Origin of the sequence: Flavobacterium sp. (assembly GCF_017744675.1) — a bacterium.
Taxonomy (GTDB): Bacteria; Bacteroidota; Bacteroidia; order Flavobacteriales; family Flavobacteriaceae; genus Flavobacterium.
The window spans coordinates 126145-139263 of the sequence record NZ_JAGIAV010000001.1 but is presented as its reverse complement, the minus strand read 5'-3'; the positions used below and the strand labels follow the sequence as shown (position 1 = coordinate 139263).

Below are 13119 nucleotides of genomic sequence, written 5' to 3'. Positions count from 1 at the left end.
GCCGTAGATTATGTAAATCTACGGCTGCTAAAAAGTTGGTCTTTTATAAATTATAAAGTTTCATCTAACCATTTGAAGAATTCGCCTTGCCAAACCTGAGCATTTTGTGGTTTTAAAACCCAGTGATTTTCGTCTGGGAAATACACAAATCTACTTTTGATTCCTCTTAATTGAGCCGCTTGAAAAGCTTCTTGCCCTTGTCCGATTGGCACACGGAAATCTTTTCCTCCCTGGAAAATTAAAATTGGTTTGTTCCAGTTCTGAACCAAAGTTGCAGGATTAAAAGTAGTGTATGCTTTTTGTGCTACAGCATTATCTTTTTCCCAATATGGTCCGCCAAAATCCCAGTTATTAAAGAAAACTTCTTCTGTTGTTCCTAACATTGAAACCGTATTGAAAACACCATCATGAGCGATAAAAGTTTTGAAACGGTTTTTATGGATTCCAGCTAAATAAAATACCGAATATCCTCCATAACTAGCGCCAACACATCCTAAACGGCTTTTGTCAACATAGCTTTCTTTTGCCACATCGTCAATAGCAGAAAGGTAATCGTCCATAACTTGTCCGCCCCAATCTTTACTGATTTGTTCGTTCCATTCAACACCATGTCCTGGCATACCTCGACGGTTTGGAGCAACTACTACATAACCTTTAGCCGCCATTAAAGAGAAATTCCAACGGAAAGAATACGATTGTGTCAATGCACTTTGAGGTCCGCCTTGGCAGAATAACAAAGTTGGATATTTTTTTGAAGCATCAAAATTTGGAGGCAGAATTACCCAAACCAGCATTTTTTTGCCATCAGTTGTAGTAACGTAATGTTTTTCTGTTTTGCTTAACGCTAAAGTTTTATATGTATCTGTATTTACATTTGAGATTTGTTTCCAAGTGTTTTTCTTCAAGTTGAAAGAATAAATCTCAGCAGCATGATTCATGTCTGTTCTTGTAACAATAATATCATCGCCAGCAAAACCAACTAAATCATTTACGTCAAAATCTCCATTTGTCAATTGGCGAACGTTGATTGCGATTTTGGTTAGACCTGGAAAATTAACAGAGAAAAGCTGTTTTGTTCCGTCAATTGGTGCCACAAAAAATACTGTTTTTCCGTCTTTGCTCCAGATAAAATTATCTACAGTTCCGTCCCAGTTTGCCGTTAAGTTCGTTTTGATTCCTTTAAACTCAACAATAATGTCGTTTTTGTCAGACTCATAACCGTCACGTTTCATTTGCAGCCAAGATAAATTTCCTGTTGGAGAAAATTGCGGAGCTGTATCGTAACCTAGATTACCGTCCGTTTTATTAGTTGTTTTTTGAGTTTCTAAATTGTACTCATAAATATCGGTGTTAGTAGAAATAGCATAAGCAGTTCCCGCTTTTTTCTTGCAAACGTAAAAAATGCTTTTGCTGTCTGGCGACCAGATATAATCTTCGTCACCACCAAAAGGTTTTTGCGGAGAATCGAAAGTTTCACCTTTCATGATGTCAGTTCCTTTTGCGCCGTCTTTGTTTTCTTTATAAAAAACGTGATTAAATTTTCCTTCGTTCCAAGTATCCCAATGACGGTAATCTAAACCATTATAAATTTGAGCATCAGATTTGCTAAGACTTGGGTAGAAATCTTTCCCTAAAACACTTTCAAGTTTTACTTCTTCATTATAAACGACAAATTTTCCGTCAGGCGAAATGTTTTTGTCTTTTAAAACATCTTTCGTGTCTTTAATTTCAGTGGCATTACCTCCGTTTACTGGAATCGTATAAAGTTTAGAAGTCGATTTGTTATCGGCTACAGAAGGCGTTGAAACCTTGTAAACAATATTTTTTTCATCTTTCGAAAGTCCGAGTGCAGTTACTCGTCCTAATTTCCATAACAATTCTGGAGACATTACATTTTGTCCGATAGCATTTAAACTCATCATTATTAAGGTTGCTACTACTACTTTTTTCATAATCTAATTTATTCTTTTTTTGTGCGCTAAAAATACAACTTTTAAATCCCAAATTGTTAAATTCCAAATTCCAAAATTGTTAAAATTCAGGTAAGTTTTTCCGCCACGAATTCACGAATTATTTTTTTGACAATTTTTTTCGCCTGTTCGCTATCGCTCGAGTCGTGGCTATCAAAATTTTGAAGTTAAAGCTTGGAATTTGGAATTTTCAAATTTGGAATTTTATTTAGTAATTTAACCCAAGATTGGGATTTGGAATTTTAAATATTGGAATTTATCAAAATGATGGAACTAAGCTACTGGGAACTAAAAAACTGGTTCGCAAATATCGATTATACTATTGTAGGAAGCGGAATTGTAGGTTTGCATTCTGCATTACGCTTGCGCGAAAGATTTCCTGCTGCTAAAATTCTGGTTTTAGAACGCGGAATGTTGCCACAAGGCGCAAGTACAAAAAATGCTGGTTTTGCCTGTTTCGGAAGTTTGTCTGAAATTATGGATGATCTCAAAACACATTCAGAAGATGATGTTGTGGCATTGATTGAAAAACGTTGGAAAGGACTTCAACTGCTTCGAAGGAGGTTAGGAGATCAGGCAATAGATTTTAAACCTCACGGCGGATATGAATTATTTTTGAAAGAAGATGAATTTGGGTTTAACGAATGCATTTCTAAAATTCCGTTTATCAATGATATTTTAAAACCGCTTTTTAAAGCTGATGTTTTTTCCAAAAAAGTAGATCGATTTGGATTTGAAAATATCAACGAGTATTTAATTTTTAATCCGTTTGAAGGACAAATTGATACTGGAAACATGATGCAGGAATTATTAAAGCAAGCAGTTTCGGCAGATATTTTAATCTTAAACCAACAAACGGTAAAATCGTATGCCGATGCAGGAAATCATGTAGAAGTTGCAGTGAACGATTTTAGCTTTAAAACACAAAAACTGCTTTTTGCAACCAATGGTTTTGCAGGCGAATTAACAAAAGGAGCTGTAAAACCCGCAAGGGCGCAAGTTCTTATTACAGAGCCAATTCACAATTTAGATATTAAAGGAACGTTTCATTTAGATCGCGGTTATTATTATTTCAGAAATATCAACGATCGCATTTTGTTAGGCGGAGGCCGAAACCTTGATTTTGAAGGCGAAACCACAACCGAATTTGGACAGACGAAAATTATTCAAAATAAATTGGAAGATTTACTGAAAAATGTAATTTTACCAAATCAGGATTTTCAGATTGCGCACCGATGGAGCGGTATCATGGGAATCGGAAATAGTAAGAATCCTGTCGTAACCCAACTTTCTGAAAACGTGTTCTGCGGAGTGCGTTTAGGCGGAATGGGAGTGGCGATAGGAAGTTTAATAGGAACAGAATTAGCAGATTTAATATAATGGCAGCAACCAAAAAACCAGCACCAAAAACTACGACAAACAAACCAAAACCTAAAACTTCATCTTCAAAAAAATCAAATCGTTCTTTTGGAGAAAAAGTAAAATGGTTTTTTATCAAAGCTGCTTTATGGTTTTTTGGACTTTCAATTGGTTCGGTTGTATTTTTTAAATATATACCTGTGCCTTTTACACCATTAATGCTCATTCGTGCCATCGAAAATAAAATGGCTGGCAAGGAAGTTTATTTTGATCACGATTGGGAACCGCTAGATAAAATCTCAATGAATTTGCAAAAAGCGGTTATTGCCAGTGAAGACGGAACTTTTTTAACGCACAACGGTTTCGATTTTAAAGCCCTGCAAAAAGCCTATAAAAGCAACGAACGCGGACGCCGAATTCGAGGCGGAAGTACCATCTCACAGCAGACGGCCAAAAACGTATTTTTATGGCAAGGCAAAAGTTATTTGCGTAAAGGTCTAGAAGCGTATTTTACTATTCTGATAGAAATTATCTGGGGCAAAGAACGTATCATGGAAGTTTATTTGAACAGCATTGAAATGGGAGACGGAGTTTATGGTGCTTATGCTGCAACAGAACATTGGTATAGAAGAGATGCTTCGAGTTTAACGCCAATGCAGGCGGCAGGAATTGCGGCAATTCTTCCGAACCCGAGAAAATTTAAAGCTACAGGATCTTCAAGTTATATCAATAGAAGAAAAGAACGAATTGTGCGCGAAATGCGTTATGTTGGAAAAATCAATTACAATGGAAAAGAAGAAAAGAAGTAAAAAAATACTTCTTGCTTTTCTGATTTTGACTGCAACGCTCACTTTTGGACAAGGAAGAACTAAAGAAATCGGTTTTATATCAGATAACGATTTATACACATCGTCTAAATACGATATGTATTATACCAATGGTCTAGAATTTTTTTTTCGGTATTTATCTAAAAACGACAATCCGAAGATCAATAAAGAAATTACCGAATTTAGAATTGGACAATACCTTTATAATCCGCGATTTTTAAACAAAGAAGCGGTAACCATAAACGATCGCCCTTTTGCGGGTTATCTTTTTGCAGAAGTAGGGAAGAACTTCTTTTACCAAAGTGAATCGGTTTTAAAAACCGATTTTCAAATTGGCTTTCTTGGTCCAAATGCATTGGGTGAAGAGCTCCAGAAAGGTTTTCATAACATGATTGGGTACAAAAAAGTGTATGGCTGGGAAAATCAGATCCATAACGCTTTAGGAATTCAGGCTCATGCTATTTATTCTAAAAAACTATTTCCTTCAAAACATAATGATTTTGTAGATCTACATTGGCAGTCAGAAGGCAATTTGGGAACGATTTTTACGGGAGTTTCAACAGGATTTATGGCTCGATTTGGATTTAAAAAACTGCTTCCGATTTACGATTCCAATATGCACGATGCTTCGATAAGTGCACAAGCGCAACCAGAAATTAGAGAGTTTTATTTCTATATCGCTCCAAGTGTCAATTATCAGTTTTATGACGCCACTATAGAAGGAAGCATGTTTAACGATACAAGTCCTGTTACTTTTGATTTGGAGCCGCTTCGCTTCAATGGTGAAGCAGGGTTAAAATACCGACACAATAACTTCAATATTTCTTATTCTTTCCTTTATCGCGGAAGAGAACTCAAAGATCCAGGAATTGATACCAATTCGGGATATTTTTATGGATCGATAAGGATGGGGTTTTTGTTGAAGTAAAGTTATTAGCCACCGAAATGCTAAGGATTAAAAAAAAGAACACATTCTGGATTACTCAGATTAAGATATTTTTTCAATTGCCTCCAGCTTTAGCTGGAGGTTTTTTGTTTACAGCAAATAGGCTTTAGCCAAATAAGGATATTTTGGCTAAAGCCTGTGTGATGGCAATATTTTTACCTCCAGCTAAAGCTGGAGGCAAATCATTTCTTAAAAAAAAACACCTTTGTCAAAGTTTTAAACTTTGACAAAGGTTGTGAAGTAGTTTTGAAACAAAAAAGCCGTTCCTAAAAATTTCAGGAATGGCTTTTTATATTATAATTAAATCGAAAGATCTATTTCTCCTTTAATAATTTTTCTAAATACTCCACTTTATCTTTTTCCGCTTGAACCAAACGTTCGTAAAGTTCTACTACTTTATCAAGTGGGTTGAAATTACAAGTTGCTCCATTTGCAAAACTTCCAAAATTTCCAGGACTGTCATTAAAAGTGTTGAAATATGTAATCATGTTTTCTTCAGAAAAACTTTTTATTGCTTCTGCGGTTACGCCAAGAGCTTTTGCTATTTCTGCAAGTCTATCATCATCTATACTTTCGCTATTTTCTATAGTTGATATAGTTTGCTGACTTGTCCCCAAAGCTTGCGCCAAAGCTTCTTGCTTCATATCGCGAAGTTCACGGATACGGCTTATTTTTCGCCCTATATGGTTTGGTCTTGTTACTGTGCTCATAATTCAAAGGTATTTAAAATTTGGTTACAAAATAACTTCTCGTAAAAAACAGGTTTTTTGGAGTAAATTACTGTTTTAATTTACGAAAGATTAATCCATTTCCATGTCTTTGGCCATTTCATTCCATTTTTTGTTTAAAAATGCTTTGGTTTGTTCAACAAAATTCGAATCGACATCTTTTAAAGTCTGCACTTTCGGACTTAAGACTGCTTTGCCATTTTCAAAATATACGTAAGCATTTACATCATCATCTCCCCAAAAGAAAGGGAAAACAATTGCTTTGTTTTCTGCACTTTCGCTCACATATTTTTCTAAACTAATGATAAAAGCAAACATCGGAATCATCTCTACATAATTTTCACTAAAAAACATCATTCCCCAATGCCACTCTTCTGCGGTTTCATCATAATCGGAAAAAGCCATTGCTTGAGGGTATTCGATCCATCCATCAATTACTCCTTGATTGTTATGGTCTTTATAAGTATAAAGATTTTCTTGAGTTAAAACAGATTTTGAATACATCTTTCGGCTTTCCCAAAAATTCAACCAATTTTCATTGAGCTTTGGTTCTTCGACCGGGCTGTTTAGAAATTTTTCGAGCTGCGGTTTTGTAATCTTGATTTTGCAGTATAATGAGCTTAATTCAGACATGAATTTTGGATTTTGTTAAAAGTTGTTTTTAGTACAAATGGTTTTTGTTAAATGTTTTTTTATATCATTTTACTCCCATCGGCTTAAATTTCCTTCAGCTCTTTCAAAAAGTTCTTCCAAGACATTTTCTAAAGATCTTTCAGGAATACCAGTTTCTAAAAGCTTAAGTAATTGATTTTTAGTCTTTACAAGATTATCCTGATGGCTATACAAATTCATGAAATTTCCGTTTTGGTCGAAAATTACATATTCGCCGCTTTCATAATTATCTTCTTCAGCCACAATCCAGCCAATACAGGAGAAAGCCTTGTTTATTTTTTCAGTTTCCTCTTTAGTAAACAGTTTATATTCCTGAAATTCGGGTCTATCATTTCCCCAAAAGGCAATAATCATATCGATAATTCCAGTTGAATTATGTTCTAATTCTTCTCGTTCTTGAATTTGATTAAGAAAATTTTCAGGCGAAAAAATACGGAAGATTTCATCTGATACTATTCCTCCAACGGTTTTGTAAAAGGTGATTAATTCTTCTGGAAGTGGCTGTGAAAAATAAGTTGCTAATAATTTTATCGTTTCATCTTCTGCCGGAATTGATTCCTGAATTTCATCATATTCAAGTTCACATGCTGCGATGAGTGTTTTTATATTTTCCATATTTTACAGATTGATAAATTTTATGTTTTAACTAAGTTTTGTCTCTTCCAATTTAATTACCCAGAATGATCAACATACAAATACCAAACACCATTTATTTTTCGCATTATTCCTGAAAAGTGGCCGGAACTGTTTTTGCCATTTGGAGCCTCGACACTAAATTTTGCACTTACAAATGCATCTTTTTTTGAAAGTGGTTCAACAACAAAATCAGTCATAGTCAATTTTCCCATTCTTTCTTTTGGCCAGTATTTTTTGAAGAAATCAGCGATATTGTTTTTTCCATATACAACACCGCCACTGTAAATCATGCGTACAGAATCTACAGGAGCATAAAAATTGAGGTAACCTTCAAGATCACCATTATTCCAGCAGGTTTGCTGGGCTTTTAAACGATCCAGCACTTGCTGTGAAATTTTATCTTGACAGATACCTTTAAAAGAAAGCATTAGTAAAAATGCAAGAAAGAGAAATTTTAAGTAACGCATATAGATAGTTTTTTAAGTACTAAAATTAGTTGTTTTTTATTTGCAGTATGTTTCCAGTGTCTTTATTGAAAGTTAAAGTTTTATTTGGCCCTCCGTAGAAAAGTGTAAGCGTAAGTGTGCTGTCGGTTTCATTCTTAAAAATGATGTCTTTTGCCGTTCTGATTTTCATATCAAGATTGTTATTCATAATTTGATAATCGGTGCAATGAAAGATTCTTTTTTCTATCAAGCCTTTTTTTTCAATTACTTCAAACCAAGGCGGAGTCATAGCACTGTATCCTACAATCTGAGCCCGATATTTTTCATTTAAATCTTTGTTTTTGTACAAACCCAAAGATGTAGTAGAAAGCACTATTGCAAAAAAAGGAATCATCATAGCTACAATGCTTAAAACTAATGTAACAACTATTGATGCTAATAGTAATTTGGCTAAAAGTTTCTTCCAAAAAATAATAATTACCACAAAAGACAGGATAAGCCAAAGCCAAAACACAACAACATCACTATAATAGCCACGAAAACTAATTTCTTTAAAAAAATAGAGAAGGCAATCTAATGCAAATAACAAACAGATAATTAGATAAAATCTCAGCATTGTTTTTTTATTTAAAATCATATTTTCTTTAATATGTAATTTAAACCAAATACAGTTGCGATGGATAAAATTAGAATTGGAAAGAAAGATAAGGTGAGTGTATACAATATTTCTTCTCTAAAAAGATAAGTGCTCCACGCCGATTCGCGATCTACAAAAATGCTGTAATTCCAGAAAAACCAAAATACAATTAAGCTGATTAATTCTAATGCCGTTTTAAGATATCTGCTTTTTATTAAAGTAAACAGCAAAAATGCAATCGTTAATAAAATGGTTGTGAGAACAGATAGTAAATAAGCATCATCAAAAAAATGACTATCAGGATTTCCGCTAGATAGTTTTTCTGAAAAACTTCCCATTGACCAATAGATTTCTATAAAAGTCGATACGAAAATGAGTATAGAAAATGTGATAAGTTTTTTTAAGAGTTGGGAAAGATTAGTTTTTAAAATTGGATTCATCTTAAGGCGTATAATTATTTATGCCATTCATTTTTCTTTTGAAAGGCATTTGAGAATTACAAAAATATAAAAGTTTTGTAAATAATAACTTTCAAAGGATATCTCCGTAAATTGATTGTTTTTTTGATAATTAAAATTCTTAACCTTTTGATAATGTGATAAATATTTAAAAAATTTATTTTTAATTAAAAATTAAAACTATGGATGTTAATTGGAATGTTATAGCTGTTGTTGCAATTTTGGTTCTTATTTTGGTTGTGCTAACCATTAGAAAAAATCTGCGTGAAAAAAAGAAATTGGAAAACTTGCTGAACAACGACTTTAAAAAAGCGCAGAAAGACGATGTTGATGCTGATGATGCGGCAAATGAGAAGTAAAACGTGATAATTTATAATAAACCCGACAGGTTTTAAAAACCTGTCGGGTTTAATTTTTAGTAGAGAATATCGGATCCGAACCGGTCGCCTTCCCGACGTATATATAAAACATAAAATGTGTATTAAAAAAAATACCCAAGCAGAATCAATCTGTTTGGGTATTTTTGAATTATTTGTGGAGAATACCGGATTCGAACCGGTCGCCTCTACGCTGCCAGCGTAGCGCTCTAGCCAAATGAGCTAATCCCCCAAAGCGTTAACAAATAAAGTCAATTAATTCGCAAAAAACAAATTTCCAGAAGTTTCGAATGAATTATTTTTCAAAAGCGTAACTTTACCTTAAATCTAATTTTTATGTGTTTAGAAAATGCAAACGGAAGCTTAGAAACTTCCCTTCAAAATACAGTTGCAACAGTACAATTTGGGCATCCTGCTAGCAATTCTTTTCCACGCGAATTGTTAAATCGGCTAACAGCTGAAATTAATTCTTTAAGCCGAAATGAAAATGTTTCGGTTATTATTTTGAAAAGCGAAGGTGCCAAAACATTTTGTTCAGGAGCTTCTTTTGATGAACTTTTGAAAGTGGAGAATGAAGAACAGGGAGTTGAATTCTTCTCGGGTTTTGCTCATTTGTTGAATGCCATGCGAAATTGCAGCAAAATCATAATTGGACGCGTACAAGGAAAAGCTGTTGGAGGCGGTGTCGGAATAATTTCGGCTTGCGATTATGTTTTTGCAACGTCAAAAAGCGACATTAAATTATCAGAATTAGCAATCGGAATTGGACCATTTGTAATTGAACCATCTGTTTCTAGAAAAATTGGAAAAACGGCAATGACTGAAATGACTTTGGCGGCGCACGAATGGAAATCGGCAGATTGGGCTTTTCAAAAAGGACTTTTCTCCGTTTTATGCGAAACTGAAAATCTTGATGCTGAGGTCGAAAATTTTGCTTCAAAATTAAGTTCATACAATCCAGAAGCTTTACAAGAAATGAAAAAGATTATCTGGGAAGGAACAGAAACTTGGGAATCGCTTTTGTTTGAACGTGCCGCAATTACAGGAAAATTGGTTTTGTCTGATTTTACAAAATCGGCATTATTACAGTTTAAAAAATAAATTATATGACATGAATAACTTTGACAAAGTTGAAATGATAAAGATACTTGCAAGGTTTTCGAAACCTTGTAGGTTTAATCATTAAGAGTAGAAAATAGAATATTTTACAATACCTACAAGGTTTTGAAAACCTTGCAGGATTAAAACCAATTTTAAAATGAAATTGATTTCCTTATTCCAAAAAGTAGATGTTGCCGAAAAAATGAAGGACGCTCCAGACAGTGCTTATCAAATTGGTGTGGTGATCGGATCTTTTATTCCGTTTCTGGTTTTAGGCGGAATTGCTTTGTGGATGTATAACCGTGCTAAAAAAAGAGACAAAAACGGTTATTAATTTGTAAATTTGCAAGCTTAAAATTAAAAGTCGATGAGTAATATCAGAATTACAAAACAATTTAGCTTCGAAACTGGCCACGCTTTGTACGGTTACGATGGAAAATGCAAGAACGTTCACGGACACAGTTATAAATTATCGGTAACGGTTATTGGTTCGCCAATTACAGACCGATCGAATGTAAAGTTCGGAATGGTGATTGACTTTTCTGATCTAAAGAAAATTGTAAAAGAAGAAATCGTCGATCAGTTTGACCATGCCACTGTTTTCAATCAGACAACGCCGCATGTTGAATTGGCAAATGAATTGAAAAACCGCGGGCATCACGTTATTTTGGTAGATTATCAGCCCACAAGCGAAAACATGGTGGTAGATTTTGCTGAAAGAATTGTGGCAAGACTTCCAGAAGGAATTTCTCTTTTCTCATTAAAACTTCAGGAAACAGAATCTTCTTTTGCAGAATGGTATGCTTCTGATAATCTGTAAATAAGTTAAATGTGAAAAGTTAAATGTAAAGTGCTTTTTCATTTCACAACTCACATCTTACATCTCACAATTCACATCTCACAATAATGAAAAAAATATATTTTGCTTCAGATCAGCATTTTGGTGCGCCTAGTCCAGAATTGAGTTTTCCGCGCGAAAAGAAATTTGTGGCTTGGTTAGATGAGGTTAAAGAAGATGCTGAAGCGATTTTTTTGCTTGGAGATTTATTTGATTTCTGGTTCGAATATAAAACCGTTGTTCCAAAAGGCTTTGTCCGTATTTTAGGCAAACTGGCTGAAATTCGTGACAGCGGAATTCCGATTTATTTCTTTGTTGGAAATCATGATCTTTGGATGAATGATTATTTTGAAACCGAATTGAATATTCCGGTTTATCACGATAATAAAGAATTTACTTTTAACGGAAAAACCTTTTTAATCGGCCACGGAGACGGAAAGGGTCCTGGCGATAAAGGGTATAAAAGAATGAAAAAGGTATTTACAAATCCGTTTTCAAAATGGCTTTTCCGTTGGCTGCATCCCGATGTTGGTGTTAGCCTAGCACAATATTTATCCGTTAAAAACAAATTGATTTCAGGTGCTGAAGATGTGAAGTTTTTGGGAGAAGAAAACGAATGGCTGGTTTTATATGCCAAACGAAAACTTGAAACCAAACATTACAATTATTTCATCTTCGGACACCGTCATTTGCCAATGATTATTCCTATTGGCGAAAATTCTGAATATGTAAACCTAGGCGATTGGATTGGCTATTTTACTTATGGCGTTTTTGATGGTGAAAAATTTGAGCTAAAGAAATTCGAAAAATAGTAAAGAAGTTTAAAGTCAAAAGTCAAGAGTTGAGGTTAATGTCTAAAACCAAAAGCTAGCAATATCTTATTTTTTATTTGTTGGATAGATTCCGATTTTATGCGTTCGCAGAATATATTCTGAAAGCTGTTTGCTGTTTGAAAGCTGAAATTTAATGGCTCCAGATGCTTGTTTTGGCATATGGCATTCTACACAATTGCTAGCCAATAATTTCTCAGGCATTATTTTAAGCGTAGTTTCATTGTGTTTTAATCCTTGGTGGCAGCTCATACAGATTTTTGAATACGAAGCCATGTTTTTAGATGCATTTTCATGCGGATTATGGCACGTAATGCAATCCATTTTTTGGCTATTGAAACATTTGCTTTGTGCCATCAATCGATATTGATTGCCGTGAACATCAAATTTTGCCGTATCGGTAATGCTTTTAGTTTCACGAAAAAACTCCGATAGATTATCCCCAGGTTTAAATTCAAATCGAGATTTTAATTTCATACCATCGTTCCCCGCATGGCATAACGCGCAGGCATCCAACCTTTGTTGTCTGCTTAATGTTTTGAAACTGGTAATGCTATTGGCAACTTTTACGTTTGGATTTTTTAAATGAAATTCAACATGTTTTTTGGCTGGCCCATGACAGCGTTCACAGTCAATTCCGTAAACAATAGTCTTTTTGTTGATTATGTCTTCAACATCCATAGACATAAAATTTCTATCTGCAGAACTCTGGTCAACAGTTCGCGAACTAATATTGGAGCTATGGCATGAATAACAATCTTTTACCACCATACGGTCAAAATAAGGTTTGTCGGCAGGAAAACCTGGACTTGTAGCCCAATTGTTTATAGAATGATAAAAAGATATCGGAAGTTCGTAGGTATTGTTGTTTTTCCAGTAAACAGAAGTTTGCGCGTGTTTGGTTCCAAAAACGATTTCAAATTTATATCTCGCTGTTTCTTTTCCGTTTTTGTATAAAACCTGATACAAACTGTCACCATCTTTTTCCATGACTAGTTTGGTGCCTTTATCGTAAATGAAAGTATGATTTTTCGAATCGAAATCGCCAGAAACATTTCCTAAAATAGCTGGTGCCGTCGCTTTAAAATGCGAACTTTTGAAAGCCATTTCAGATTGCACTTTATGGCATTGAATACAGCTTTCAGATCCTGCATAATCGGTTCCACGCGGATCAATGTATTCTTCAGATTTGTTATTGCAGCTGACAACGAGAATTGCCAGAAGTGCTAAGGTTAGTAGAAATACAGCTTTTTTCATTGCTGTAAATATACTTTTTTTTGAATGGAATCAAAAT

At 34.4% G+C, this 13119-nt stretch carries 16 protein-coding genes and 1 tRNA gene; 8 read left to right on the top strand and 9 right to left on the bottom strand.

Annotated features, from left to right (window positions below; translation table 11 throughout):
• Window positions 1–50: 50 nt before the first annotated feature.
• The gene (locus tag J7574_RS00640; RefSeq protein ID WP_290962874.1) at window positions 51–1952 is read right to left on the bottom strand and encodes a S9 family peptidase; all 1902 of its coding nucleotides are present in this window, start codon (window positions 1950–1952) and stop codon (window positions 51–53) included.
• A 285-nt stretch (window positions 1953–2237) separates the two neighbouring features.
• Here J7574_RS00640 and J7574_RS00635 point away from each other — a divergent pair, with 285 nt between their 5' ends.
• The 3 genes from J7574_RS00635 to J7574_RS00625 are packed head-to-tail and all read left to right on the top strand — an operon-like array spanning window position 2238 to window position 5084.
• Window positions 2238–3350 (top strand): FAD-binding oxidoreductase, encoded by a 1113-nt coding sequence (locus J7574_RS00635; protein WP_290965395.1) that lies wholly within the window; start codon window positions 2238–2240, stop codon window positions 3348–3350.
• Window positions 3350–4138, top strand: a complete 789-nt coding sequence (gene mtgA / locus J7574_RS00630; RefSeq protein ID WP_290962871.1) for a monofunctional biosynthetic peptidoglycan transglycosylase — start codon at window positions 3350–3352, stop codon at window positions 4136–4138. The genes J7574_RS00635 and mtgA overlap by 1 nt, the downstream gene beginning before the upstream one ends.
• Complete coding sequence (locus J7574_RS00625) at window positions 4116–5084, top strand: lipid A deacylase LpxR family protein (protein ID WP_290962869.1); 969 nt, start codon at window positions 4116–4118, stop codon at window positions 5082–5084. The genes mtgA and J7574_RS00625 overlap by 23 nt, the downstream gene beginning before the upstream one ends.
• Window positions 5085–5416: 332 nt before the next feature.
• Here the strand turns inward: J7574_RS00625 and J7574_RS00620 are convergent, their stop codons facing one another.
• From J7574_RS00620 to J7574_RS00595, 6 genes are all read right to left on the bottom strand, one after another.
• Window positions 5417–5812, bottom strand: coding sequence for a helix-turn-helix transcriptional regulator (locus tag J7574_RS00620; protein WP_290962867.1), 396 nt, complete (start codon window positions 5810–5812; stop codon window positions 5417–5419).
• A 90-nt stretch (window positions 5813–5902) separates the two neighbouring features.
• Window positions 5903–6463, bottom strand: a complete 561-nt coding sequence (locus tag J7574_RS00615) for a hypothetical protein (protein ID WP_290962865.1) — start codon at window positions 6461–6463, stop codon at window positions 5903–5905.
• A 69-nt stretch (window positions 6464–6532) separates the two neighbouring features.
• Window positions 6533–7117, bottom strand: coding sequence for a hypothetical protein (locus J7574_RS00610; RefSeq protein ID WP_290962863.1), 585 nt, complete (start codon window positions 7115–7117; stop codon window positions 6533–6535).
• Window positions 7118–7173: 56 nt separating this feature from the next.
• The gene (locus J7574_RS00605) at window positions 7174–7605 is read right to left on the bottom strand and encodes a nuclear transport factor 2 family protein (RefSeq protein WP_290962861.1); all 432 of its coding nucleotides are present in this window, start codon (window positions 7603–7605) and stop codon (window positions 7174–7176) included.
• A gap of 25 nt (window positions 7606–7630) precedes the next feature.
• Window positions 7631–8200, bottom strand: a complete 570-nt coding sequence (locus J7574_RS00600) for a hypothetical protein (protein ID WP_290962859.1) — start codon at window positions 8198–8200, stop codon at window positions 7631–7633.
• 17 nt (window positions 8201–8217) lie between these two features.
• Entirely contained in the window at window positions 8218–8559 is a 342-nt protein-coding gene (locus J7574_RS00595) for a hypothetical protein (RefSeq protein WP_290962857.1), read from the bottom strand.
• A 302-nt stretch (window positions 8560–8861) separates the two neighbouring features.
• Here J7574_RS00595 and J7574_RS00590 point away from each other — a divergent pair, with 302 nt between their 5' ends.
• The gene (locus J7574_RS00590) at window positions 8862–9038 is read left to right on the top strand and encodes a FeoB-associated Cys-rich membrane protein (protein WP_290962855.1); all 177 of its coding nucleotides are present in this window, start codon (window positions 8862–8864) and stop codon (window positions 9036–9038) included.
• Between the two features lie 176 nt (window positions 9039–9214).
• On the opposite strand, the gene J7574_RS00585 is transcribed toward J7574_RS00590, so the two are convergent.
• Window positions 9215–9288, bottom strand: a tRNA-Ala gene (locus J7574_RS00585).
• A 104-nt stretch (window positions 9289–9392) separates the two neighbouring features.
• Here J7574_RS00585 and J7574_RS00580 point away from each other — a divergent pair.
• The 4 genes from J7574_RS00580 to J7574_RS00565 all read left to right on the top strand — a co-directional run bounded on the left by J7574_RS00580 (window position 9393) and on the right by J7574_RS00565 (window position 11807).
• Window positions 9393–10157 (top strand): enoyl-CoA hydratase/isomerase family protein, encoded by a 765-nt coding sequence (locus J7574_RS00580; protein WP_290962853.1) that lies wholly within the window; start codon window positions 9393–9395, stop codon window positions 10155–10157.
• Between the two features lie 157 nt (window positions 10158–10314).
• The gene (locus tag J7574_RS00575; RefSeq protein WP_290962851.1) at window positions 10315–10491 is read left to right on the top strand and encodes a hypothetical protein; all 177 of its coding nucleotides are present in this window, start codon (window positions 10315–10317) and stop codon (window positions 10489–10491) included.
• 33 nt (window positions 10492–10524) lie between these two features.
• Window positions 10525–10977, top strand: a complete 453-nt coding sequence (locus tag J7574_RS00570) for a 6-carboxytetrahydropterin synthase (RefSeq protein ID WP_290962849.1) — start codon at window positions 10525–10527, stop codon at window positions 10975–10977.
• A gap of 86 nt (window positions 10978–11063) precedes the next feature.
• Window positions 11064–11807, top strand: a complete 744-nt coding sequence (locus J7574_RS00565) for a UDP-2,3-diacylglucosamine diphosphatase (RefSeq protein ID WP_290962847.1) — start codon at window positions 11064–11066, stop codon at window positions 11805–11807.
• Window positions 11808–11873: 66 nt separating this feature from the next.
• Here J7574_RS00565 and J7574_RS00560 read toward each other — a convergent pair whose 3' ends face one another.
• A complete protein-coding gene (locus tag J7574_RS00560; RefSeq protein WP_290962845.1) occupies window positions 11874–13082 on the bottom strand; it encodes a cytochrome c3 family protein in 1209 nt (402 codons plus the stop codon).
• Window positions 13083–13119 lie beyond the last annotated feature (37 nt).